The following is a 23,267-nucleotide window of genomic DNA, read 5'->3' as shown; positions in this document are numbered from 1 at the left end:
CTCGTGGGCCCTCGCTGGGCACTTTCCCCAGGGCAGGGAGCCTACACGGTAGAGGACGTGGCCCGCGTTGAGTCTGGCAAGGGCGCAGGCAAGGCGCGAGGAGGCCGCGGGCTCGCGCCCGCAACGACGAGCAACGCCGCATGCGCCCTTGCCAGACTCAACCCGAAGGGCCGGGGCGAGTTGCGGGGCCATGCGTCGTTACCGGCTCGTTGTGGGTCCCGACCCACGCCTCGCCGGACGCCTAGCCTGGCCCCGCAACTCGCCCCGGCGCGGGCTACGCCCTCTGCCGCGTAGGCTCCCCACGTAGAGCGCACTCACTAGGAATGGCCGTGCTGGAGCGGGATGCCGCCGCTACAGTGCCACCAGCAATTCGCAAACTCGCAAGGACACCAAATGGTCAAGAAGCTCCAAAAGATGGCTGACAAGAAGAAGGCTGCTGCCGCCACCGGCTTCCCGGCTGGCCTGCTCGACAGCGCGATGGCACAGAACGTCAAGGACAGCGCCCAGCAAATCTGGGCTGCCGGCCTGGCTTCCTTCTCCAAGGCCCAAGGTGAAGGCAGCAAGGTTTTCGAGGCCCTCGTCTCGGAAGGACTCAAATTGCAAAAGAAGACCCAATCCGCCGCTGAGGAAAAGCTCAGTGCCGTGGCCAGCAAGGTCAGCGGCATGGCTGGTGACGTTGGCTCCAAGGCCGGCCAGCACTGGGACAAGCTGGAAAGCATCTTCGAACAGCGCGTCGCCAAGGCGCTGAAGACGCTGAACGTGCCGTCCGCCGGTGACGTGGACAGCCTGATCAAGCGCATCGACGCGCTGGCCGTGTCGGCCGGCCTGAAGAAGGCTTCGCCCGCCAAGGCTGCCAAGAAGGCCGTCGTCAAGAAGGCTGCCGCCGTGAAGAAGGCCGTCGTCGCCAAGGCTGCGCCGGCCAAGAAGGCTGCCGTCAAGGCCGTCGCCAAGAAGGCCGCGCCCGTGAAGGCCGCCGTCAAGGCCGTGGCCAAGAAGGCTGCTGCTCCGGCCAAGGCTCCCGTGGCCAAGAAGGCCGCTCCGGCAAAGACCGTGGCGAAGAAGGCTCCGGCCGCCAAGAAGGCTGTCGCAGCTCCGGTTGCCGCTGAGCCCGCAGCTCAAGCCTAAGCACCGCTAGCTCTCTCCCACCATGAGCCAACCAAGGATTGGGTTGGCCCTGGCAGGCGGAGGCCCACTGGGCGCCATCTATGAAGTTGGCGCCCTTTGTGCTTTGGAGGAGGCCGTCGACGGCCTGGACTTCACCGCCTGCGACGGCTACATCGGCGTCAGCGCGGGCGGCTTCATCGCCGCCGGCCTGGCCAACGGCATGACGCCGCGCCAGCTCTGCGCCGCCTTCATCGAGAACACCGCCGAAGCGCCAGACCGCTTCGACCCCGCCGAACTGCTGCAACCGGCCTGGACCGAGTTCGGCGAGCGCCTGCGCCTGTTGCCGGGCCTGCTGGCCGACGCCGCGCGCGAGGTGCTGCTGGAAGGCCGCTCCGTGCTGGGTGCCGTCGAGCGCCTGGGCCGCGTGCTGCCCACCGGCCTGCTGTCCAGCGAGCGTTTCGGCGAGGCGCTGCAGCGCGTCTTCGCCCTGCCCGGCCGCAGCAACGACTTCCGCAAGCTGCGTCACCGCCTGGTGCTGGTGGCCACCGACCTCGACAGCGGCGAGGCCATCCCCTTCGGCGCCGAAGGCTGGGACCACGTGCCCATCTCGCAGGCCGTGCAGGCCAGCGCGGCGCTGCCCGGGCTGTTCCCGCCGGTCGAAATCGATGGCCGGCATTACGTGGACGGCGCGCTGAAGAAGACGCTGCACGCCTCCGTGCTGCTGGACCGCGGGCTGGACCTGCTGATCTGCCTGAACCCGCTGGTGCCCTACGAGAGCGACCGCCGCTCCACGGCGCGCGAGGACCGCTCGCGCCGCGCCAGGAAGCTGGCCAGCAAGCTCGGCCGCCCGGCCGTGCGCGCGCTGCAGCCGCGCATCCACCGCCTGGTGGATGGTGGCCTGCCGCTGGTGCTGTCGCAGACCTTCCGCTCGCTGATCCACTCGCGCCTGGCCCTCGGGCTCAAAGGCTATGAGCTGACGCATCCGCAGACCGACATCCTGCTGTTCGAGCCCGACCCGCGCGATGCCGAACTCTTCCTGGCCAACACCTTCAGCTACAGCCAGCGCCGCCACCTCGCCGAACACGCTTACCAGGCCACGCGCGAGCTGTTGCGCGAACGTGCCGCGGTGCTGAAGCCCCAGTTCGCACGCGCCGGCCTGGCCCTGCGCGAGGACGTGCTGGCCGACCGCGAGGCACGCCTGCTGCCCGCGCCGGGCGAAACGCGCACGGAACAAGCCCTGCGCTCGCTGCGCGGGTCGCTGAGCGTGCTGGAAGCTCGGGCCCGCTAGGCGTCCACCAGCCGACGCGTGATCGCCGCGCGCAGTGGCGGCAGGTACCGCGCGGCGTCGATGACGGCGCGGCGCAGCGCCAGCACTGGCGCGCGGTCGTCCGTGAAGAAGCGCACCAGCGCGTTCGTGCCGGCATACAACGAGCCCGCCGTGCGGCGGTGCTCGGCCTCGTAGGCCAGCAGCCCACCCATCTCACCGGGGTCGCGGGCCGGGTCCAGGCGCTTCGTCAGCGCCTCAATGCCATACAGGCCCAGGTTGTAGCCGTGTGCCGTGACCGGGTGCATGCCCACCGCCGCATCGCCGATCAGCGCCAGGCGCGGCGCAACGAAGCGCTGCGCCCACACGGCCACCAGCGGGTAGACATGGCGCGTGCCGTCAACACGCATCGCCCCCAGCCGGCCCTCGGCCGCGGCCTCGATGGCCGCAGCCAGCTCCACCTCATCCATCGCTGCCAGGCGCGGCAGCTCGGCGTTGGCCACCGTCCACACGGCCGAGCAGCGTTGCCCCGTCTTGGGCAGCAGCGCCAGCGTGTGGCCTTCCAGAAAGCATTCCTGGGCCACGCCCTCGTGGCTGCGCTCGTGCGCCAGCGGCACGAGCAGCGCGCTGCGGCCGAAGTCTTGATGACGGGCCCCGATGCCCGCCAGGCGGCGCAGCGGCGAGAAGCGGCTGTCGGCCGCGACGACCAGCGGCGCCTCGTGGCGCTCGCCACAGCGCGTGTCCACGATGGCGACATGGGCCTCGCGCCGGAAGCCGACGACCGCGCGGCCGCACAGCACCTCGATGCCACGCTGCTGTGCGCCAACCCAGGCCGCCGCCCGAATGCGATGGTTGGCCACCAGCCAGCCGAGATCCTGCCCGCTCGACTCGAACGGCAGCGCCGTGCGCGACCCGCTGGAGCGCACGCTCGCTCGCCGCAGCGGTGCAACGTCGCTCAGGCGTTCCCACAGACCCAGGCCTTCCAGCACGCGGCGCGAGCGGTGGGTCAGCGCAATCTCGCGGCCATCGTCCGCCGGGCTCGCCAGCGTGGCGGCGTCGGACTGCTCCAGCACACGCACGGCCAAGCCGCGGTCATGCAGGGCACAGGCCAGCGCCAGGCCGGCGGGACCGGCGCCACAGATCAGGACTTGGGGCGAGGTGCAGGCGAGTTCGGTCATGGTCACGCAGCCTAGGCGGCCGGGCGCTGCGCCGCCTTGACCCACGTCAGGTGGCGTCGGCTTCGGCCTCGGGCTCTTCCAGCGTCTGCAGCTCGACGAGGCGGCGGTAGAGGCCGCCCTCGATGGCCATCAGCGCCTCGTGCCGGCCGCGCTCCTGCAGGTGGCCGTGGTTGAGCACGAGGATCTGGTCGGCTGCACGGATGGTGGACAGGCGGTGCGCAATGGCCACCACCGTCACGCGGCCATGCAGCGCCGTCAGCGCCTCGCCGACGCGCTGCTCGGTCGCGCTGTCGATGTTGCTGGTGGCTTCGTCCAGGAAGAGGATGCGCGGCGCACCGGCCAAGGCCCGCGCCATCGCCAGCAGCTGCTTCTGGCCGGTGGACACACGCGCACCGCCTTCTCCGAGCAAGGTGTCGTAGCCCTGCGGCAGCGCCACGATGAAGTCATGCGCACGGGCGGCCCTGGCCGCATCCTGGATGTCTTCTTCGCTGATGCCCGGCCGGCCCATCGCGATGTTGTCGCGCACCGTGGCCGACATCAGGTAGGGCTCCTGCGGCACCAGACCCACCGCGTCGCGGAAGGCGGCGTCGGGCACGCTGGCCAGCGGCTGGCCGTCGACGGTGATGTGGCCCTGCTGCGCCGTGTAGAAGCGCAGCAGCAGCGACAGCAGCGTGCTCTTGCCGCTGCCCGTGTGGCCGACGATGCCGACGAAGCTGCCCGGCGGAATGTCCACGCTGACGCCATGCAACACCGGCCGCGCCGGGTCGTAGCCAAAGCTCAAGGCCTCGATGCGGATGCCGCCCTGCGCAATCTCGCGGCCATCCTGGGCCGGGCCACGATGCTCGTCCTCCTCCAGCAGCGCCCGCACCCGCGACGCGGCGACCATGGCCTGCTGCAGCTGGCCGAACTGCATGGTGATCTGGATCAGCGGCTCGACGACGCGGGCGATGTAGCTGAGGAAGGCGTACAGCAGCCCCACCTCCAGGCCCGACAGCTCGCGCCGGCCGAAGCTGTAGATGACGGTGACGAGCAGCAGCACGTTCATCAGATCCAGCGCGGGCCGCAGCAGCCAGGCGTTGGCGCGCAGCTCGGCGATGCGCGACAGGCGGTGCTCGGCATTCGTCGCCTCGAAGCGCGCGGCGAAGCGCTCGGCCGCGCCGCTGGCCTGCAGCACCGCCATGCCGGCCATGCTCTCGGCCATCTGCGCATTGATGTCGCTGCGCAACTGGCGGGTGCGTGCCACAGCCGGTGCCGACAGCTTCTGGTAGCCCGCGATGATGAGCACCATGGCCGGCACCAGCGTCGCCACGATGAGCATCAGCCGCCAGTCCAGGAAGGCCATCGCGATCAGCGAGCCGAAGACGACGATGGTCGAGTCCAGCATCACGTAGAGCACCTGGCGGTAGAGCTGGTTCACCGCCTCGGTGTCGTTGGTGACGCGACTGACGAGCTGGCCGGTGATGGCCTTGTCGAAGAAGGCCATGGGCAGGGCCAGCACGTGGGCGTAGACACGCTCGCGCAGCCTCAGCACCGAGCGCCGCGCGACGCCAGCCATGCGCGACAGCTGGGCGTAGCGGATCCAGCTCGCGGCCCAGCCGGTCAGCAGCATCAGCGCGAGCAGCGTGGCCATCTCGGCAATGTCGAACTGGCGCGGCAGCAGATGGTGGTCGATGTAGCGCTTGCCGAGGATGGGGGCGAGCACTTCGAGACCGGCAGCGGCGACGAGCCAGATGCCGCCGCTAATCAGGTGCGGTCGCTCCGGCCGTGCAGCGTCCAGCAGCAGGCCCACGCTCTTCCACGGTTTCTCAAGCGGCTTCAAGGCTGGCCTCGATCTGTTGATAGCGCCATTGCGCTGCGTACCAGCCGCCCAGTTCCAGCAGCTGTTGATGCGTGCCGCGCTCGATGACGTGGCCCTGCTTCAGCACGATGACCTCGTCGGCGTCCATCACCGCGGAGAGGCGATGCGCGATGACGATGACGCTGCGATCCGGGCGCGCGGCGCGCAGCTCGCGCAGGTGGTCGAGGATGTCCGTCTCGGTGCCGGTGTCGACGGCGGACAACGCATCGTCGAGCACGAGCAAGGGCGCATCGGACAGCAGCGCCCGCGCGATGGCGACGCGCTGCCGCTGGCCACCGGACAACGTCACGCCCCGCTCACCGACTTCGGTGGCGTAGCCACTGGGCAGGCGCGCGATGTCGTCGTGCACCGAGGCTAGCTGCGCGGCAGCCTCGATCTCGGCCGGTGTCGCACCGGGCCGAGCCAGCGCGATGTTGTCGGCCACCGAGGCCGAGAACAGGAAGGGCTCCTGCGGCACCCAGGCGATGTGGGCACGCAAGCTGGCGAGCGGCAGATCGGGCAGCGCCACGCCGCCCAGCGTCAGCCGCCCAGCGTCGGGCTCGGCCTGGCGAAGCAGCAAGCGCACGAACGTGGACTTGCCCGCGCCGGTCGCACCGACGATGCCGAGCGTGCGGCCCGGCGCGAGCGCGAGATCCACACCTTCCAGCGCCGGCCGCTTGGCGCCGGGGAAGCGGAAGTTCAGCCCTTCCGCGCGCAGCAAGGGGTCTGCCGGCATAGCCACCCTGCCCTCGTCCGCCAGCGTCAGCGGTGCATCCAGCACCGGCGCCAACCGCGTCCAGGCTGCGCGGCCGCGCTCCAGCAGGGCCAGCACCCAGCCGGCCGCGAACATCGGCCAGATCAGTTGGCCGAGATACATCGTGAAGGCCGTCAGCTGGCCAATGGTGATCTCGCTGCGTGCCACCAGCCAGCCGCCCATCGCGAGCGCGATGGCCGTGGCCGCACCCAGCGTCATGCCCACGGCCGGCTCGTAGGCAGCCTCCCAGCGCTGCGAGCGAAAGCTGGCCTCGGCGGCGCGCTCGGCCAGCTCGGTGAACTGAGCCTCGCTGCGTGAAACCAGCCCGAGGGCACGCACCGTGCGCACGCCGGTCAAGCTTTCCTGCACCTGCTGGTTCAGGCCGCTGAAGGCGCCCAGCGAGTCCTGAGCGGCCTGGTGCAGATGGCCCGAGATCCACCAGAAGGCCAGGCCCATCAGCGGGAATGGCACCAAGGCGGCAAGACCAAGGCGCCAATCGATGCCCAGCGTCATCATGGCCAGCACCAGCACCAGCGTCTGAGTGCCGTCAAAGCCCGCCAGCATGGCCTCGCCGGCGGCCTGCTCGACGGCGTCGATGTCGTTGGTGGCCAGCGCCATCAGGTCGCCCGTGCGTTGACTCTGGAAGTAAGCCGGGCCTTGCAGCGCGAGACGCCCGTAGAGCCTCGTGCGCAACCGCGCACCGAGGCGGAAGGCTGCCTTGAAGAGGGTCAGCCGCCAGCCCACGCGCAGCAGGTAGATGGCAAGGCCAGCCACAACCAGCAGGCCGAGTTGCTGCAGCAGCGGCGTGCCTCGCAGGCCGCCGGCCACGAGGGCGTCAACTACATGGCCGACCTGGCGCGGAATCCACACCGTCATCGCCGCGATGCAGCTCAGCATGGCGCCGGCTGCGGCGTAGGCGCGCCAGTGCTCGCGGACAAAGCCGGCGAGCATGCGGGAGAGGGTGGAGGAGGCTGTAGCTGTGGACAACATGCGAGGGCGAGTGTCGCCCGGTGGTGAGAAGAATCAGGCGCGGAGCCGGCGAGCCAGTGCCATGACTGCAGTGGCCGACAGCGCGAATGAAATGCTCGGATCGAGCAAGAGGGGAAGCCACCAGAAAACGCGAAGTTCGACGTCGGGATGCATCGCAATCAGCAGCGTGGCCAGCAAGCCCGAAAGAAAGGGCGGCGCAAACGAAAGACTGCGTTTCCTGAACGCGGCATCAATCAGCGCACCCCAGTTCGCAACGATGAGCAACGCGCAAACACCCAGTCCGAAGTTGAACGCCCAGATCACCGCTGTCGCCCGCGCCCAGCGAACCACAACAACCCGGCCCACGTCAGCAGCCCATTGAGCAGCAGCAACTCTAGTCCGATCTGATACCCGCCCCAAGGCTGCCCGAAATCCAGCATCGCGCACAGCAGCGGTGCCGCCACGCACACGACTACCAGCGCGCGAGCCGAGACCTGGCGCGGCGTGAACATCGCGAAGGCAAACAGGCCCAGCAACGGCCCATAGGTGTAGCCGGCGAGCTTGAGGATCAGGAAGATCATGCTGGTGCTGTCCAACGCCTTGAAGCCCAGCACCAAGGCCAGGAACAGCACCGCGAAGCCCAGGTGCACGCGACGACGCGTGCTCACGTCCTCCCGCGGCAGGCGCAGCAGATCCAGGCAGGTGCTGGCCGTCAGCGCGGTCAGCGCGCCGTCGGCGCTGGGCAGCAGGGCCGATACCAGGGCCAACACGAAGACGACCTGCACCCAGGCCGGCAGGTGCTGCATGACGACGGTGGGGAAGAGCGCATCGCCAGTCACTGCGAGGCCATGCTCACGCGCGAACAGCGTCAGCAGCCCGCCCAGCAGCAGGAAGACCGCGACGACGACGAGCATCAGCACGGCCAGCACGAAGAGGTTCTTCTGCGCGTCGCGCAGCTTCGCCACCGACAGGCTCTTCTGCATCATTTCCTGGTCCAGCCCCGTCATCGCGATGGCGATGAACATGCCGGCCAGCAAGGCCTTGGCCGAGAAGTCGCGGCTCAGCGGGTCGCCCACCCAGATGCGGCTCAGGCCGGCGGCATCGAGCTGGGCAAAGGCATCGAAGCGCCACAGCAGCGCCACGCAGACGACGAGGCCGGTCAGCATGCCGGCGGTCTGCAGCGTGTCCGTCCACACCAGCGCCTTCACGCCGCCTTCGACGGTGTAGAGCAGGATCATCGCCAGCACCACGGCCGCGCCCACGGCGAAGGGCACACCGAGCGGCTGCAGGATGAGTGTGTGCAGCACCTGCACGACGAGATAGAGCCGCGCCGTCGCGCCCAGCGTGCGGCTCAGCACGAAGAAGGCCGAGCCCAGGCGCTGGGCGGCCGGGCCGAGGCGGTCGCCCAGCAGCCCGTAGATGGAGGCCAATTTGAGGCAGTGGTAGGCCGGCAGCAGCAGCATGGCGATGACGACGTAGCCGACGACCTGGCCGAGCGCGATCTGCAGATAGGTGAAGCCGCTGGTGGCCACCGAACCCGGCACGCTGATGAAGGTGACGCCGGACAGCGACGTGCCGATCATCCCGAAGGCGACGATCGGCCAGGGACTTTGCCTGCCTCCCACGTAAAAGCCTTCGGCGCCTGACCCGTGCGAGACGCTTCGCGCCAGCACCAACAGCAGGCCGAAATAGGTCAGGACCCCGATCAAGAGCAGCGCTGGCGACATGGGCCGCGATCATGCCCGAGTACGAGCCCGTTGCACGGCGCTGCGGGCCGCCCGCGGCGGTTGCGGATGCACCAAGCAAACAGGGGCCCGAAGGCCCCTGTGTCTTAGGCGGCGGCCCTATCGAGCCGCCGATGGATGCGCCCCGAACTCAGGGATAGCTGATCGACAGCGTGTAGCCCGTCGTGGTGCTGAAGCCGCTGTAGCTCTGCACCTTGATGTACACCGTGCGCGCGCTGGCACCGTTGGTGTAGGTGAGCGACTCGGAGGCCGTCGTACCCTCGGAAGAGGCCAGGCCCGCGCCCGAGGAGGTGACGAGGTAGAGGTCGTAGTCCACACCGCTCGGGCCGGTCATGTCGACACGGATCTTCTTGTTGGCCGGCAGGTCAACCTTGAAGTAGTCCTTGTCGCTGGCGCTGCTGATGAAGCCGGAGAGGCTTGTCGCAGTGCCGACGGCGTTCGCGGTGGCAATGGTGTTGTTGGACTCGGTCTCGGTTGCCGATGCACCAGCGTTGGTGATGGTGAAAGCCACTGCCGTGGAGGTGGCGCTGTTGGCCGCCGCGTCGAAGGCCTTGGCGACCAGGCTGTGCGAACCGTTGGGCAGCGTGCGCGAGTCCATCGTCATCGAGTAAGGCGGGGTGGTGACCGTGCCCTTGAGCGCGCTGTCCACCCAGAACTCGACCTTCGTCACGCCGACGTTGTCGCTTGCGGCAGCCGACAGCGTGATGTTGCCGCTGTTGCCGGTTTCGCTCGCGCTGACGGTCGGGGGCGTGACGTCGCCGTTGTTGGCGGCGCCCTGGTTCACCCAGATCGGTGCGGACCACAGGATCTTGCCGTCGTTCTGCGTCAACTTGGCGTAGTAGACGTGCAGGCCGTCGGTAGGCGTGTGGCTGTAGGTCGCGCTGTTGGTCAGCAATGTCATCGTGCCGTTGCGGCCCGGGACACCCTGCCACACCTCGACCAGCGACACGGTCTTGCCAGTGGTGCTGGCGAAACCGATGTTCAGGTTCAGCGCACCCTGGTTGTTGATGCGCGAACCCATGATGGCGCCATTGGCGCTGAACACGAGCTGCGAGTTCTTGTCATGCGTGGCGAACACGCGGCGGGCGCGAACGGCATCGACAAAGCTTTCCTTGGTCAGCGGCGTGCCGTTGGGGATGAGGATGGCCGTGCGGTTGGTGTACGACGCACCCCAGTTCGCGCAATGGTTGTCCTGGTTGGTGGCCGGCGCCACGTGGAAGCCGCGCTCCAGGATCTTCCTGAACGCGCTCTCGTAGCCGGAACCCGGTTGCTGGGTTTCGTCGTCCTTGTTGGAGAAGGCGCTGGTGTTGGAGATCTCGGCGAGCACCATCACTTCGTCGCCGTCGGCGGTGTAGCCGAAGTCGGTGCCGTTCACGACGAACTGGCCGGAGGTGTCGGGGTGATTGAACTGGCCCACCTGGCCGGCCGCGCGCATCGTGGTGTACAGCGTCGCGTAGTCGCCCTTGGCGATGAAGCGGTGGCCGTAGAGCTGGTTGCTCGGGTCGTACTCCCAGGAGTAGAGCTCGTCGCTGTTGAAGATGTTCAGGTGGCCGCCACCGCTGATGACGCCCCACTCCATGCCGTACATGGCCAGGAAGCCAGGGGTGGCTGCGGTGTAGTTGGTTGCCGTGGCCACGCCCGCGGTGTAGCGGTTCTTCGCGGTGGCGGCGGGAATGCTGCCCAGGCCCGAGCTGCCGTCGAAGTAGTGGTTGTGGTCGGTGTTGCCGAAGAAGTCCAGGCCCCGGTTCTTGGCATACGGGAAGGCGGTGTCCGGGCCGTACTGGCCAGTCTGTGCGGGCTGCGACTCGTTGCAGGTGGACAGGTTGCCACCGCCGTCGGAGTCGTTGGTCTGGCCATGCAGCGAGCCGAAGTAGACCGTGTAGGGCCAGCTTGCGATGGCCGCGGCCGACATGGCCTTGGCGCGAGGCACCTCACCGCCGGTCACCTGGCTGCCCAGGGCCATGGCGCGGTAGGCCGGCATCTTGGCAGCCGGGACGGCACCGACGACGAACTGGAAGGACTCGGTGTGCGGCGCATGGCCGTGCTCGTCGGCTGCGGCGAGGGACTTCACGCGTGCGTCGTCGGTCTCGCCCTTGGCGGCCACGTCGGCATCCACGGCGAAGGCGGTCAGGCGGGCCTCATAGACGCCGTCGGCCAGGGCGGCCTTGTCGGTGCGGCCGGCCCAGTCGAAGTCCAGCGTCAAGGGCTTGCCCTTGAAGCGCTCCACGCCGGCGTAGGTCTGGACGACCTTGCCATTGGGCGCCACCAGCTCAAGGCGGTAGGCGAATTGCTCGCCTTCCGGTGCGCCCAGGTAGTTCATCGACACGCTGAAGCGGCGAGCGCCGCTGGCCAGCTCGCTGACGAACGGAACCTTCAGCTCCGTCTCGAACTCATGGTGGTCCGGGTACTTGACGCTGGGGTGCACGGCAGCGGACTTGGACATGCTGTCCGTGGCCGCGGGGGTGACGGTGGCTTCCGGCGAGTTGGCACCGCCGCAAGCGGCCAGTAGCAGGGGAAGCATGCACGCGGTGAGCGGGCGCAGGGGGAAGGAATAGGCTTTCACGACGTCCTCGGCAGAGAGTGGGTCCAGGGCTTGGAAGCTTGGAAGAGCGAGCGGTAGCTCTCAGCTCACGCGGCGGCGGCGGGCCAGCAGGCCGATGGCGGCCAGGCCACCGAGCATCAGCGCATAGGTCTGGGGCTCGGGCACGGCGGGCGGCAGGTCGGGGATGGCGTCGCCGGACAGCAGCACGTTGTCGTAGCGGATGGTGCCGCCCGTGGCGTAGGTCTGGCCGTTGGCCGTCGGTGCGTAGGCGCTGGTGCCCGGCGCAAAGATGGACAGGAAGCGGACGCCGAAGTTCTCGTTGTTGTTGACGTCGGCGGTGTTGCTGAAGTCAAAGGTCAGGCCGTTGACGAACACCGTGGCCGAGGCGGACGGCATGAAGAAGTTGGTCGCGCTGAGCCAGGTGCTGCCGTCGGTCGTGTACTGCAGCGTCGTCCAGGCCGATGCGGTGTTGCTGTTGCGCTGGGCAAAGCTCAGCACCAGGTCGGTGTAGCCCGTCGTGTCAATCATGAACTGCACGCCCTTGGTCAGGCTGCCCTGGCCCTGAGCGGCGTACGTGGTGGTGTTCATGGCGCTGCCAGTGCCCGAGCCGCCCACCGACGCGAACGTCACGCCGCCAACGATGCTCAGCGAACCGCCATTGGCGGTCTGGGTGGCCTTGGGCGTCGTCGTGCAGTTGCTGGTGCAGCTGAAGGTGTTGAAGTCCCACAGCGCGACGGTGTCGGCGTGGGCGTGAAAACTGGCGGCGGCCAGCGCGGCAAGGGCAAGAAGACGGAGTTTCATGGCGGGCGGTGGTGAGGGTTAAAGCTAAATTGGCCGCCGTGAAGCGCCGTTAGGCCCAGCGGACCTTCAGAGCGTAGTGATGCTTTTTTTACGCAATAGGAAGACATTCCCCCGGGCATACCCCTATCGAAGCGTCACCAAGCTGTCGCCGAGGTGTCGCAAGGGCTTGTTTTTCCTCAGGAAAACGTGATTTTTCACGGTTGCGCCGGCCAAACCAAAGGCCATCGGCTCCCCGCATCCAAGGGGTCGGCCGACGCCGGCGCGTTGCGAAGAAAACACGCCGCCGAACGGCAGCGCCGGCTCAATAAGTCCGGCCGCCCTTGAACTGCGCGTGCTGGCGCCGTTGCAGCGTCGTACTGCGGCTCATCGCCTCGAAGCTCACGCGCGCATGGGCATGCATGATGGCGATGCCCAGGGCGTCGGCGGCGTCCTTGCCGGGCACGCCGGGCAGGTTCAGCAGCCGCTGCACCATGGCCTGGACCTGTTCCTTCTTGGCGTGTCCATGGCCGACGATGGCCTTCTTCATCTGCAGGGCCGTGTACTCGCTGACGGGCAGGTCGGCCGACACCAGCGCCGTGATCGCCGCGCCGCGCGCCTGGCCCAGCAGCAGCGTGGACTGCGGATTCACGTTGACGAAGACGATTTCCACCGCCGCGCACTGCGGCTGGTAGCGGGTCGTGACCTCGCGGATGCCGTCGAACAGGATCTTCAGCCGCGCCGGCAGGTCGCCGGTGGCGACGGCGTTGGTCTTGATCGTGCCGCTGGCCACATAGGCCAGCCGCGGGCCGTCGGCTTCGATGACGCCAAAGCCTGTGGTTTGCAGGCCGGGGTCGATGCCGAGAATCCTCACATCACCGCCCGAAATACCAGCGCGCGGAGTGGAAGAACACCGGGGCTGCGAAGCACAGCACCGCGATGCGATCCAGCAGACCCACGGCACCGGTGATGGAGCTGCGGTTGCCCCAGTACAGCACGCCGGCATCCTTCTTCAAGGCCTTCATGACCAAGCCGCCGAAGCCGGCGGCGGCGGCCGTCAGGAAGGCCATGGCGAGCGCCTGGCCGACCTTGAAGGGCGTGATCCAGAACAGCAGCGCACCGGCAACCGAGCCGGTGAGCGTGCCTATCCACCAGGCCCGCATCGAAAAGCTGCGGCTGATGCGCCGCGCAACGGGCCGCCGCCGCAGCGAGCGCGTGGCGATCTCCTGCGCGATCTGCGAAGCCGCAACGACCATGACGAGGAAGAACAGCAGGAAGGCGCCACGCCCCGTGTAGCCAGGGAAGTCCAGCAGCAGCAGGGCCGGCGCGTGCGACAGGCCGTAGACGCAGACCATGACGCCCCACTGGATCTTGGCGTTGCGCTCCAGGAAACGGTTCGGATCGTCGGCCAGCGCGCCCACGATGGGCAGCACCAGGAAGCCATAGACCGGCAGGAAGACGGTGAAGAGGTCGAAGAAGCGAGTTCCGCAGATCATGTACTGCACCGGCAGCAGCACGAAGAAGGCGACGATCAGCGTGCGGTGGTCGCTGCGCTGGGTGTGCATCAGGGTGATGAACTCGCGCAACGCCAGGAAGGAGAACAGCGCGAACAGCAGCGTCGCGCCCAGCGGCCCCGAGATCCACGCGACCCAGAACATGCAGCCGCCGATCCAGGCCGCGCGCAGGTCACGGCGCACGCGCTCCCAGGTGAGCTGCGACGCGACCCGCTCGTCCTCGCTGCTGCGTTCGCGCAGCGAGTTCAAGAAGAGCCCCCCCGTCAACAGCATCAGGAAGCCGAACAGCACGACGAAGAGCAGGGCCACCTGCTCGCTGGAATTGAGCTGCTTGAGCCAGGCCACCATCAGTCGGACTCCACCACACGGCCGACCAGGGCGGGGTCAGGCCGCTGCTCCATGACGGCTTCGCGGGCACGGCACAGGAAGTCGGCCTTGCTCTCGCCCGGCAGCAGCTGGATGGGCGCGCCGAAGGTCACCGTGCACAGGATGGGCACCGGCACGACCTCGCCCTTGGGCATGACGCGCTGCACGTTGTCGATCCAGGTCGGGATCAGCTGCACGTGCGGGAACTGCTCGGCCAGGTGGTAGATGCCGGACTTGAACGGCATCGGGTTGCCCTTGTTGGAGCGCGTGCCTTCTGGAAAGATGACGAGGGAGTCGCCTTTGGCCAGCGCCTCCACGAGGGGTTCCAGCGGATCCTCGTCGGGGTTGCTGCGTGCGCGGCTGACGTAGATGGCGTTGAAGACGGCCGTCGTCAGCCAGGTGCGAAAGCGCGACTTGGTCCAGTAGTCGCGCGCGGCGATGGCGCGGGTCTGGGCGCGCAGCTCATGCGGGAACGCGGCCCAGATCAGGACGAGATCGAAATGACTCTGGTGGTTGGCGATGTAGATGCGCTGCTCCGCCATAGGCGGGCAGCCCTTCCAGTGGCCCTGGGCGCCCGTGATGAGTCGGGCGATGAAGGCGAGCAACTGGCCGGTGAAGGCGGCTAGCGTCATGGGCGGGATTATCAGGGTCCGCCCACGGCGCCAGGGTCAGCGCCCGGACTACCAGTCGTCGCTGCCGCCGCCACCGCCGACGTCGCCGCCAGCACCGCCGCTGTCCCAGCCGTCGCCGCTGCCGAAGTCGATGTTGCGGCGGCTCAGTTCGTCGGCGGCGCTGCCGGCATCGCTGTCGAAGCTGCCGGGGACGATGCCACCACTGCCCGCGCTGCTCCCGCCATCGCGCGGCAGGCTGCGTTCGTCATGGCCGCCATGCAGCAGCTTCTCGGCCAGCATGCCTGCCGCCACGCCACCGGCCGCGGCCAGGCCCACGCCCATCAGGCCGGGGCCGCCGGACGTGGGCGCCTGCGGCATGCCGGGGCCGTAGCCACCACCCATGCCGTAGCCACCGGCACCGCCGGCTGCACCCGCGAATGCCGGTTGGCTCTGCGCCGCGGTGCGGTTGCGCATCCAGCGCACGGCCAGCGCGATGAAGATGACGACGCCCACGACCAGCAGCCAGACCGGCACGCCGCCGCTGCTTTCACTGCGTTCGATGGGGGCAGCACGCGGCGGTGGCGCGGTGGCGCTGATGGCGGCTGGTGTCTGCACCGTGGCCTTGGCGGCCTGCTGGCGCTGCAGCAGCTGCTCGAAGGCGCTGAACTTGGCCGGGTCGGCGAACTTGATGGCCGGGTCCAACGCGCGCGCCCGGCTGGCGTGCTCGCCGGCTTCCTTGAACTGGCGCTCGTGGGCCAGGATCTCGGCCAGCACATAGTGGGCACGGGCACTGTCGGGCTTGGCCACGAGCACCTCGCGCATCATCTTCTCGGCACCGGCGTAGTCGCCGCGCTGGGCGGCGGCCTGCACCTCGTCGACGTTGGGCAGGGCCTGGGCAACGCCCAGCCACAACCCGGACAGCAGGGCCATGCAAAGCAGCAGGAATCTGGGGAACTTCATCGCAACACTCCTCGAACCATCGCCCGCTCGCCACGCGAGCATGCAGACGACAGCAGTTTGCGCCCCTGATCTGGCGCCGAGCCGCCCGGTTTCAAGGCTTTACGCGTAGGACTAGAACCAATAGTCCGCCACGCAGCGGCCATCGCGAGGGAGGTCGTCGAAGCTGTCCAGGCCATCGAAATGGTCGATGGGGATGGCGGCCACCGCTTGCGGCTCCGCCAGGCGCAGGTTGACGGCGATGCGGCGGCGTCCGTCGTCTTCAAGGCGCAGCCCGCGCCAGAAGGCGACGCAGCCGCAGGTCGGGCAGAAGTGAAACTCCAGCGCCTTGCCGCGGGCATAGGCCTGGGTCGGGCCGCTGACGTGGATGCCCTCGTCCACGTAGTCATAGGCCCACAGCGTGCCGTAGCGGCGGCAGGCGGTGCAGTTGCAGGCAGTCGCGCCGTCGGGCTCGCCGTCGAAGCGCCAGTGCACGCTGCCGCAAAGGCAGAAACCTTCGATCATGGACGTCACTCCTGCGTTGCGGGACGCACCGCGGCCGCGTAGACCGGGTCGATGTAGATCTCACCACCGAACAGGAACTCCTGCCCGCCGACCTTGGCGAAACCGAAGCGTTCGTAGAACTCGACGGCACGCACGTTGCGATCGTAGACGCCGAGCCACAGCGTGCGTGCGCCACGCCGGCTCGCCTGCTCGTGCACGGCCTGCATGAGCCGCGCGCCCAGGCCCTGGCCGATGAAGCCCTGGCCCAGGTAGATACGCCACAACTTCAGCGGTGCCGGCCCCGCTACGCAGGCGGGTGCTGGGTCGGCGCTGAGGATGGCGTAGCCCGCCAACTGCTCATCCACCCAGGCCAGCAGCGTGGTGCAGGCCGGTTCGCGGATGACGCCAGCCATGACCTCGGGCTGGAAATGCTCGGCCACGTAGTCGGCGATCTCCTGCGGATCGCTCAGCTCGCGGTAGGTGTCGGTAAAGGCCTGGGCAGCGAAGGCCGCCAGCAGCGGGGCGTCCTCGGCCGTGGCAAAGCGGATGGCAGGAATCGTCGGCATGCCGACGATTCTCCTTGCCTCAGGCCAGCTGCACTGCCTTGCCGCCCAGGCGCTGGATCAGCCCACTCGTCAGCCGCGTGGCAAGCCCGTAGACCGTCAGCTGCGGGTTGGCGCCCAGGCTGGTCGGGAACAGGGAGCCGTCATGCACCGACAGGTTGCCGAGCTGCCAGTGCTGGCCGTCGGGCCGCACGACACCGCGGCCGGCGTCGGCGGCCATCGTGCAGCCGCCCATCACATGGGCGCTGCCGAGCGTGGCCAGGAAGGGCTTCATCGCCAGCGTGGCAATGCCGGCCTTGGCCTCGGCGAGGTTGGCATAGCCCTTGGCCTGCTCGTGCACCGGCCGCACCGTCTTGGCGCCTGCCGCGAACTGGATCTCGGCCATGGTCACGTAGGCGCGGCGGGCACCGTCCAGCAGATAGTCGGTCAGCGCGTAGTCCAGCACCGGTGAGCCGTCGCTGCGCAGCTTGACGGCGCCGCCGGCCGCGTCGGCATGGAAGCCATCGCGCAGCAGGGCGATCATCAGCTGGGTGCGTGGCATGTCGCGCGCACGCTCGACGAGGTCCGCACCGATGCCGCCGCCGTTGGTCAACGCAAAGGCCGGGTGTATCGGCGCGACCTCGAGCTTGTAGCCCACGGGGCCGTCGATGGCGCCGGTGTGCAGGAAGTGGTCGCAGAACACCGACAGCGGTGCCCCCGCCCAGCCGGCCACCTCGTGGTCGAACAGCGCGACGCCACCGGCCGTCGGATGCAGGAAGGTGCGCTTGCCGAGCAGGCTGTGGGGGTCAGGGGCGCTCGAGCGCAGCAGCAGGGCCGGCGAGTTGATCGCGCCGCCGGCGACGACGTAATGCTTGGCAGTGATGCGCACCGACGCGCCCGTGACGCCGCCGTCCAGCGCGACCGGCTCGGCCACGAGCGCAGCGACCTTGTCGCCCTGCAGTTCCAGCCGCGCGGCGCGTGTCTGCACCAGCATCGTCGCGCCCAGGTCGAGTGCCGCGGGCAGCGTGCTGACCAGCATGGACTGCTTGGCATTCGTCGGGCAGCCCATGCCGCAGGAGCCGAGGTTCCAGCAGCCCTTGACGTTGCGGCGCACGACCTTGGTCGGGATGCCGAGCTTGTCGGCACCGCGCTTGAGCACGCCGTTGTTCTCGTTGGGCTCGGTCAGCCAGTCGCCGATGTTCAGGCGCCGCTCGGCCTGCTCGAACCACGGCGCCATCGCGGCGTCGTTGAAGTCGGTGAGGCCGAACTTGTCGCCCCAGTAGGCCAATGCGTCGGGCGGCGTGCGGAAGGAGCCGGTCCAGTTGACCGTCGTCGAGCCACCCACGCAGCGGCCCTGCAGGATGTTCATCGCCTGGTCCAGCGTCTTGCGGCCGGCGGCCTCCTGGTAGAGCTGCGGGTAGGCGTCGGCCTCGCGCTGCTTGAACTGGCTGCTGGAGCGCAGCGGGCCTTCTTCGACGATGACGATCTTCAAGCCGGCGCGCGCCAGCATCTCGGCCGTGATGCCGGCGCCAGCACCGCTGCCGATGATGGCGACGTCGCAATCCAGCGTAGCGGGCAGCGCGGCATGCGGGCCGCCGTGCACCTTCCAGCCGCGCTGCAGGCCTTCGAGGATGGGGTCAGGCAGGCTACTCATGGAATCTCTCTCGGGCCGGGGTAGCCGGCCGTCTGCCAATTGGCGGGCTCGGTGAAGAAGACGATGGCGTTCAGGTCGCGCAGCGCGTGATAGACCTGCTGCTTGGTGTTGGACGAGGACAGGCGCATGGCATTCAGTGCCTGCTGCACGTCCGCGGCGCCGGCCTCGCCCCAGGGCTTGGACAGGCCGACGAGGGCGTAGCGCCCGGCCGCCGTGCTGAGCAGCCCGAGGGCGTCGGACAGTTCCTTGCGTGTGATCGCCGGCATGCCGGCCACGAAGGCATTGAGCCGTTCGAGCTGGGCGTCCAGTGCCGCCTCACGCGCTGCGCCTTGCGGCGGCAGCAGGTCGGCCAGCACGGCCTGTGCCGTAGCACGCATCAGCTCGCGCGAGCCGGGGCTGAGCTTGCCATCCACCAGGCCGGGCTTGATCAGCGCCACGCCCGCACCGGCCACGCCGATGACGACGGCGGCACCAATGCCTAACTTCAAGAATCGTCGGCGTTGCATCACACCACCTTCTTCAACAGGTTCAACAGGCGCTCGAAGGTCGCGCCATAGGGTGGCTGGAACAGCTTGGTGCCGGCAAAGCGCGACTGGATGAAGATGGGCTTCTCCTTGCTGCAGGTGCGAAAACCCCATTCGCCGTGATAGGCCCCCATGCCGCTGGCGCCGACGCCACCGGTGGGCTGCTCTTCCTGGCCGAAGTGCCAGAGGCAGTCGTTGATGGTCACGCCGCCGGCATGGGTCTCGCACATCACATGCTTGCGGGCCGCGCCGTCGCGGCCGAACCAGTACAGCGCCAGAGGACGCTCGCCGCGGTTGATGTAAGCCAGGGCTTCTTCGACCTTGTCGTAGCCGACGATGGGCAGCAGCGGGCCAAAGATTTCCTCCTGCATGACCGTCATCTCGGGCGTCACATCCAGCAGCAGGGTGGGCACCAGGCGCCGGTCTTCGGGCTGCTCGTCATGGCTGCGGAGCAGTCGCGCGCCGCGGGCGGCAGCGTCGTCGAGCAGGCCTTGCAGGCGCGCGCGGTGGCGCGGGGCGGCGATGCTGGAGTAGTCGGCATTGCCGGAGATGCGCGGGTACATGCGGCGCATTTCGGCCAGGATCTTCTGGCTGAGCGGCTCGACCATCTCCCGCGGCACGAGCAGGTAGTCCGGCGCCACGCAGGTCTGGCCGGCGTTGAAGAGCTTGCCGAAGGCCAGGCGCGACGCGGTCAGGTCGAGATCGCAACTGCGGTCAACGACGACGGGCGACTTGCCGCCCAGCTCCAGCGTCACCGGCGTCAGGTTCTTCGCCGCGGCCTGGGCCACCAGGCGGCCGACGGCCGTGGAGCCGGTGAAGAAGAGATGGTCGAACGGCAGTTCGCAGAAGGCCTTGCCGGCGTCGGCCCCGCCGGTGATGACTTGCATCTCCTCGGGCTTGAAGTACTCCGCCACGATGCGGGCCATCAGTTCGCTGGTGGCCGGCGTCAGCTCGGACGGCTTGATCAGCACGCGGTTGCCGGCGGCCAGCGCGGCGACGGCGGGCTCCATGGCCAGGTAATAGGGGTAGTTCCAGGGCGAGACGATGCCGACGACACCCAGCGGCTGGCGCATCAGCACATTACTCGCGGGCAGGAAGTGCAGCGGCGTGGCCACGCGCCTGGGTTTCATCCAGCGGCGCAGATGACGCAGCGCGTGGCGGGCACCGGCTTCGACGGTGAAGATGTCGGCCAGCAGCGACTCCTGGCGGGCGCGGTGGCCGAAGTCCTGGGCGATGGCGGCGGCGAGGGCCTCGCCGTGCTGGCGCGTCATGGCCAACAGGCGCTGCAGGCGGTCGCGGCGCACCTCGTAGGTCGGCATGCGCTCGGCCTCGAACGCACGGCGTTGCGCGAGCAGCGCCAGATGCAGGCGCTCCTGCAGGGCGGTGTCCATGGGCTTGTCTCCGGTTCTCGATCTAATGCGTCGAGGCTAACCGCAAGCCGGGCCCCCACCATCGGGGGAGGCCCTGGACTAGAGAAGTACGTCTAGAGCCAAATCAATGGCGGAAATGGCGTACGCCGGTGACCACCATCGCGATGCCGCGCTCATTCGCCGCGGCGATCACTTCGTCGTCGCGCATCGAGCCGCCCGGCTGGATGACACAGTTGGCGCCGGCGTCGGCCAACACGTCCAGGCCGTCGCGGAAGGGGAAGAAGGCGTCGCTGGCGACGGCCGAACCCTGCAGGCTCAAGGACGCATGCTGGGCCTTGATGGACGCGATGCGGGCCGAGTCCAGGCGGCTCATCTGGCCGGCACCCACGCCCAGCGTCATGCCACCACCGCAGAAGACGATGGCATTGCTCTTGACGTACTGGGCCACGGTCCAGGCGAACATCAGGTCGTCGAGCTGCTGGGCGGTGGGCTGCAGCGTCGTGACGACTTTGAGGTCTTCCTTCTTCAGGAAATGGTTGTCGGACGTCTGTAGCAGCAGGCCCGAGCCGACGCGCTTGCTGTCGCCAGCATTGCGGCCCTGGTCCCAGGGGCGCGGGCCGCCCGGCGGCAGTGCGATCTGCATGAGGCGCACATTGGCCTTGGCCTTGAAGATCTCCAGCGCCTCGGCGCTGAAGCTCGGCGCCATCAGCACCTCGACGAACTGCTTGGCGACGAGCTGCGCCGCCGCGCCGTCCACTTCGCGGTTGAAGGCAATGATGCCGCCGAAGGCGCTGGTGGGGTCCGTCTTGAAGGCCTTGCTGTAGGCCTCGGCGGCCGTGCCCGCCACGGCCACGCCGCAGGGGTTGGCGTGCTTGACGATGACACAGGCGGGCGTGTCGAAGCTCTTCACGCACTCCCAGGCGGCATCGGCATCGGCGATGTTGTTGTACGAGAGTTCCTTGCCCTGCAGCTGCTTGCCGGTGACGAGCGAGCCGGGTGCGGGATACAGGTCGCGGTACAGCGCGGCGCTCTGGTGCGAGTTCTCGCCGTAGCGCAGGTCCTGCACCTTCACGAACGTCGAGTTCATCTGCGCCGGGTACTCGGACTTGCTGCCGTCGTCCTGCAGCGCCGACAGGTAGTTGCTGATCGCCGCGTCGTACTGCGCGATGCGGTTGAAGGCGGCGACGCTGCAGGCAAAGCGCGTCTTGTCGCTGGTCTTGCCGCTGGCCTTGAGTTCGGCAAGCACGCCGGCGTACTGGGCCGCGTCGGTCAGCACCGTCACGTCGCCCCAGTTCTTGGCCGCACTGCGCACCATGGCCGGGCCGCCGATGTCGATGTTCTCGATGGCGTCTTCCAGCGTGCAGCCGGGCTTGGCGATGGTGGCTTCGAACGGGTAGAGGTTGACGGCCAGGATGTCGATGCGCGTGATGCCGTGCTGCTGCATCGCCGCCACGTGCTCGGGCAGGTCGGAGCGGGCCAGCAGGCCGCCGTGGATCTTGGGGTGCAGCGTCTTCACGCGGCCGTCCATCATCTCGGGGAAGCCGGTGTGCTCGGCCACCTCGGTGACGGGCAGGCCGGCATCGGCCAGCAGCTTGGCGGTGCCGCCGGTGGACAGCAGCTGGGTGCCGAGGGCGTGCAGTTCCTTGGCGAATTCCAGGATGCCGGTCTTGTCGGAGACCGAGAGAAGTGCGGTGAGTGCCATGTGGTCAGCCAAGGTTGTGATCGTTCAGTTTGCGGCGCAGCGTGTTGCGGTTCATGCCCAGCCACTGCGCGGCCTTGCTCTGGTTGCCGCCGGCTTCGCGCATGACGATCTCGAACAGCGGCTTTTCGACGAGCTTGATCAGCATCTCGTGCATCGAGTGCGGCTCCTGGCCGTCGAGGTCACGGAAAAAGGCTTCGAGGTTGTCACGCACGCAGGCGTCGATGGGGTTGGGCGGGGTGTTCTTCTGGGCACTCATGACAGAGAGCGAATAGGGTTTCAGGCGGCGCAGGCTTCGTGGGCCTGGCTGTCCTCGTCGTGGGGTTCGTCGTGGGCGGCCGCAGCAGGCGGCAGCCGGTCGTGGGTCTGGCCGAGTTCATCGAACCAGTCGCGCAGAGCCTGCAACTGCAGGTCGCAGCGCTCCAACGTGTTCATGTGCTGGCGGAAGGCTTCACCGCCTGGCAGGCCGCGCACGGCCCAGCCGATGTGCTTGCGTGCGCTGCGCACGCCGCTGAGTTCGCCGTACAGGCCGTAGTGATCGTGCAGATGTTCGGTGAGCACGTCGCGGGCTTCGACGACGGTGGGCGCCACCAAGTGTTCGCCCGTCGCCAGAAAATGTGACACCTCGCGGAAGATCCAGGGGCGCCCCTGGGCGGCGCGGCCGATCATCACCGCGTCGGCACCCGTGTAGGCCAGCACATCGCGCGCCTTCTCGGGCGAGTCGATGTCGCCATTGGCGACCACGGGGATGGTCAACGCTGTCTTTACCGCGGCGATCGTGTCGTACTCGGCCAGGCCCTTGTAGCCCTGCTCGCGCGTGCGGCCATGGATGGTCAGCATCGCGATGCCGGCAGCTTCGAACAGGTGTGCCAGGCGCAGCGCGTTGCGTTCGTCGGCACTCCAGCCGGTGCGCATCTTCAGCGTGACCGGCACGCCACGCGGCGCGCACACGGCCACCACGGCCTCGACGATCTCCAGCGCCAGCGCCTCGTTGCGCATCAGCGCCGAGCCTGCCCATTTGTTGCAGACCTTCTTGGCCGGGCAACCCATGTTGATGTCGATGATCTGCGCGCCGCGGTCGATGTTGTAGGCGGCGGCCTCGGCCATCATGGCCGCGTCGGTGCCGGCGATCTGCACAGCGATCGGCCCGGGCTCGCCGGCGTGGTCCGCGCGGCGCGACGTCTTCAGGCTGCCCCAAAGCTCCTTGCGCGACGTGACCATCTCGCTGACCGCGTAGCCCGCGCCCAGGCGCCGGCAGAGCTGGCGGAAGGGCCGGTCCGTCACCCCTGCCATCGGCGCCACGAAGAGCCGGTTGGGGAGAAGGTGAGGGCCGATTTGCACGAGACGTCTGCTTAAAAAAGAGGCGAGATTGTAGCC

General features: G+C 68.4%; 21 protein-coding genes. 2 read left to right on the top strand and 19 right to left on the bottom strand.

Translation table 11 applies throughout. The features are described 5' to 3' along the window. Nucleotides 1-393: 393 nt before the first annotated feature. Entirely contained in the window at nucleotides 394-1,125 is a 732-nt protein-coding gene (locus AC07V5_RS10280; RefSeq protein ID WP_495115552.1) for a phasin family protein, read from the top strand. Nucleotides 1,126-1,147: 22 nt separating this feature from the next. Beyond that, complete coding sequence (locus AC07V5_RS10275; protein ID WP_495115551.1) at nucleotides 1,148-2,392, top strand: patatin-like phospholipase family protein; 1,245 nt, start codon at nucleotides 1,148-1,150, stop codon at nucleotides 2,390-2,392. On the opposite strand, the gene ubiM is transcribed toward AC07V5_RS10275, so the two are convergent. The 19 genes from ubiM to dusB form a co-directional block, all read right to left on the bottom strand. After that, complete coding sequence (ubiM, locus tag AC07V5_RS10270) at nucleotides 2,389-3,546, bottom strand: 5-demethoxyubiquinol-8 5-hydroxylase UbiM (RefSeq protein ID WP_495115550.1); 1,158 nt, start codon at nucleotides 3,544-3,546, stop codon at nucleotides 2,389-2,391. The genes AC07V5_RS10275 and ubiM overlap by 4 nt on opposite strands. Nucleotides 3,547-3,592: 46 nt before the next feature. Continuing rightward, entirely contained in the window at nucleotides 3,593-5,365 is a 1,773-nt protein-coding gene (locus tag AC07V5_RS10265) for an ABC transporter ATP-binding protein (RefSeq protein ID WP_495115549.1), read from the bottom strand. Further along, nucleotides 5,352-7,127 (bottom strand): ABC transporter ATP-binding protein, encoded by a 1,776-nt coding sequence (locus AC07V5_RS10260; protein WP_495115548.1) that lies wholly within the window; start codon nucleotides 7,125-7,127, stop codon nucleotides 5,352-5,354. The genes AC07V5_RS10265 and AC07V5_RS10260 overlap by 14 nt, the downstream gene beginning before the upstream one ends. Nucleotides 7,128-7,160: 33 nt before the next feature. After that, nucleotides 7,161-7,430, bottom strand: coding sequence for a hypothetical protein (locus AC07V5_RS10255; protein WP_495115547.1), 270 nt, complete (start codon nucleotides 7,428-7,430; stop codon nucleotides 7,161-7,163). After that, nucleotides 7,427-8,833, bottom strand: coding sequence for a sodium:solute symporter (locus AC07V5_RS10250; RefSeq protein WP_495115546.1), 1,407 nt, complete (start codon nucleotides 8,831-8,833; stop codon nucleotides 7,427-7,429). The genes AC07V5_RS10255 and AC07V5_RS10250 overlap by 4 nt, the downstream gene beginning before the upstream one ends. A 148-nt stretch (nucleotides 8,834-8,981) precedes the next feature. Then, nucleotides 8,982-11,372, bottom strand: coding sequence for an Ig-like domain-containing protein (locus AC07V5_RS10245; protein WP_495115545.1), 2,391 nt, complete (start codon nucleotides 11,370-11,372; stop codon nucleotides 8,982-8,984). Between the two features lie 102 nt (nucleotides 11,373-11,474). Further along, nucleotides 11,475-12,194 (bottom strand): PEP-CTERM sorting domain-containing protein, encoded by a 720-nt coding sequence (locus AC07V5_RS10240; protein ID WP_495115544.1) that lies wholly within the window; start codon nucleotides 12,192-12,194, stop codon nucleotides 11,475-11,477. Between the two features lie 301 nt (nucleotides 12,195-12,495). Further along, nucleotides 12,496-13,044: a crossover junction endodeoxyribonuclease RuvC gene (ruvC, locus tag AC07V5_RS10235; RefSeq protein WP_495115543.1), complete on the bottom strand. Its 549-nt coding sequence runs from the start codon at nucleotides 13,042-13,044 to the stop codon at nucleotides 12,496-12,498. Between the two features lies 1 nt (nucleotide 13,045). Beyond that, a complete protein-coding gene (locus AC07V5_RS10230) occupies nucleotides 13,046-14,032 on the bottom strand; it encodes a phosphatidate cytidylyltransferase (protein ID WP_495115542.1) in 987 nt (328 codons plus the stop codon). Further along, nucleotides 14,032-14,682 (bottom strand): lysophospholipid acyltransferase family protein, encoded by a 651-nt coding sequence (locus AC07V5_RS10225; RefSeq protein WP_495115541.1) that lies wholly within the window; start codon nucleotides 14,680-14,682, stop codon nucleotides 14,032-14,034. The genes AC07V5_RS10230 and AC07V5_RS10225 overlap by 1 nt, the downstream gene beginning before the upstream one ends. A 48-nt stretch (nucleotides 14,683-14,730) precedes the next feature. After that, nucleotides 14,731-15,621 carry a tetratricopeptide repeat protein gene (locus tag AC07V5_RS10220; RefSeq protein ID WP_495115540.1) on the bottom strand — a complete coding sequence of 297 codons (891 nt, stop codon included), beginning with the start codon at nucleotides 15,619-15,621 and terminating at the stop codon, nucleotides 14,731-14,733. Nucleotides 15,622-15,732: 111 nt separating this feature from the next. Then, entirely contained in the window at nucleotides 15,733-16,122 is a 390-nt protein-coding gene (locus AC07V5_RS10215; protein WP_495115539.1) for a GFA family protein, read from the bottom strand. 5 nt (nucleotides 16,123-16,127) lie between these two features. Further along, nucleotides 16,128-16,667 carry a GNAT family N-acetyltransferase gene (locus AC07V5_RS10210; RefSeq protein WP_495115538.1) on the bottom strand — a complete coding sequence of 180 codons (540 nt, stop codon included), beginning with the start codon at nucleotides 16,665-16,667 and terminating at the stop codon, nucleotides 16,128-16,130. A 19-nt stretch (nucleotides 16,668-16,686) separates the two neighbouring features. After that, complete coding sequence (locus AC07V5_RS10205) at nucleotides 16,687-18,297, bottom strand: GMC family oxidoreductase N-terminal domain-containing protein (protein WP_495115537.1); 1,611 nt, start codon at nucleotides 18,295-18,297, stop codon at nucleotides 16,687-16,689. Further along, entirely contained in the window at nucleotides 18,294-18,803 is a 510-nt protein-coding gene (locus AC07V5_RS10200; protein WP_495115536.1) for a hypothetical protein, read from the bottom strand. The genes AC07V5_RS10205 and AC07V5_RS10200 overlap by 4 nt, the downstream gene beginning before the upstream one ends. Further along, the gene (locus AC07V5_RS10195; RefSeq protein WP_495115535.1) at nucleotides 18,803-20,212 is read right to left on the bottom strand and encodes a coniferyl aldehyde dehydrogenase; all 1,410 of its coding nucleotides are present in this window, start codon (nucleotides 20,210-20,212) and stop codon (nucleotides 18,803-18,805) included. Before AC07V5_RS10195 ends, AC07V5_RS10200 begins: the two co-directional genes overlap by 1 nt. A gap of 103 nt (nucleotides 20,213-20,315) precedes the next feature. Continuing rightward, a complete protein-coding gene (gene purH, locus AC07V5_RS10190; protein ID WP_495115534.1) occupies nucleotides 20,316-21,893 on the bottom strand; it encodes a bifunctional phosphoribosylaminoimidazolecarboxamide formyltransferase/IMP cyclohydrolase in 1,578 nt (525 codons plus the stop codon). Nucleotides 21,894-21,897: 4 nt separating this feature from the next. Then, a complete protein-coding gene (locus AC07V5_RS10185) occupies nucleotides 21,898-22,149 on the bottom strand; it encodes a helix-turn-helix domain-containing protein (RefSeq protein WP_495115533.1) in 252 nt (83 codons plus the stop codon). Nucleotides 22,150-22,169: 20 nt separating this feature from the next. Further along, nucleotides 22,170-23,231, bottom strand: a complete 1,062-nt coding sequence (gene dusB, locus AC07V5_RS10180) for a tRNA dihydrouridine synthase DusB (protein WP_495115532.1) — start codon at nucleotides 23,229-23,231, stop codon at nucleotides 22,170-22,172. Nucleotides 23,232-23,267: the final 36 nt, after the last annotated feature.

The organism is Roseateles sp. GW821-FHT02E12 (genome assembly GCF_059421665.1).
The sequence above is the reverse complement of the archived record's forward strand: the minus strand, read 5'-3'. Positions and strand labels throughout refer to the sequence as shown.

Bases quoted from the DNA above. Each gene is read 5' to 3' on its own strand.
- AC07V5_RS10280 (WP_495115552.1), top strand. From the start codon at position 394: ATGGTCAAGAAGCTCCAAAAGATGGCTGACAAGAAGAAGGCTGCTGCC.
- AC07V5_RS10275 (WP_495115551.1), top strand. From the start codon at position 1,148: ATGAGCCAACCAAGGATTGGGTTGGCCCTGGCAGGCGGAGGCCCACTG.
- ubiM (WP_495115550.1), bottom strand. From the start codon at position 3,546: ATGACCGAACTCGCCTGCACCTCGCCCCAAGTCCTGATCTGTGGCGCC.
- AC07V5_RS10260 (WP_495115548.1), bottom strand. From the start codon at position 7,127: ATGTTGTCCACAGCTACAGCCTCCTCCACCCTCTCCCGCATGCTCGCC.
- AC07V5_RS10250 (WP_495115546.1), bottom strand. From the start codon at position 8,833: ATGTCGCCAGCGCTGCTCTTGATCGGGGTCCTGACCTATTTCGGCCTG.
- AC07V5_RS10245 (WP_495115545.1), bottom strand. From the start codon at position 11,372: ATGCTTCCCCTGCTACTGGCCGCTTGCGGCGGTGCCAACTCGCCGGAA.
- AC07V5_RS10240 (WP_495115544.1), bottom strand. From the start codon at position 12,194: ATGAAACTCCGTCTTCTTGCCCTTGCCGCGCTGGCCGCCGCCAGTTTT.
- AC07V5_RS10230 (WP_495115542.1), bottom strand. From the start codon at position 14,032: ATGGTGGCCTGGCTCAAGCAGCTCAATTCCAGCGAGCAGGTGGCCCTG.
- AC07V5_RS10225 (WP_495115541.1), bottom strand. From the start codon at position 14,682: ATGACGCTAGCCGCCTTCACCGGCCAGTTGCTCGCCTTCATCGCCCGA.
- AC07V5_RS10220 (WP_495115540.1), bottom strand. From the start codon at position 15,621: ATGAAGTTCCCCAGATTCCTGCTGCTTTGCATGGCCCTGCTGTCCGGG.
- AC07V5_RS10215 (WP_495115539.1), bottom strand. From the start codon at position 16,122: ATGATCGAAGGTTTCTGCCTTTGCGGCAGCGTGCACTGGCGCTTCGAC.
- AC07V5_RS10210 (WP_495115538.1), bottom strand. From the start codon at position 16,667: ATGCCGACGATTCCTGCCATCCGCTTTGCCACGGCCGAGGACGCCCCG.
- AC07V5_RS10205 (WP_495115537.1), bottom strand. From the start codon at position 18,297: ATGAGTAGCCTGCCTGACCCCATCCTCGAAGGCCTGCAGCGCGGCTGG.
- AC07V5_RS10200 (WP_495115536.1), bottom strand. From the start codon at position 18,803: ATGCAACGCCGACGATTCTTGAAGTTAGGCATTGGTGCCGCCGTCGTC.
- AC07V5_RS10195 (WP_495115535.1), bottom strand. From the start codon at position 20,212: ATGGACACCGCCCTGCAGGAGCGCCTGCATCTGGCGCTGCTCGCGCAA.
- purH (WP_495115534.1), bottom strand. From the start codon at position 21,893: ATGGCACTCACCGCACTTCTCTCGGTCTCCGACAAGACCGGCATCCTG.
- AC07V5_RS10185 (WP_495115533.1), bottom strand. From the start codon at position 22,149: ATGAGTGCCCAGAAGAACACCCCGCCCAACCCCATCGACGCCTGCGTG.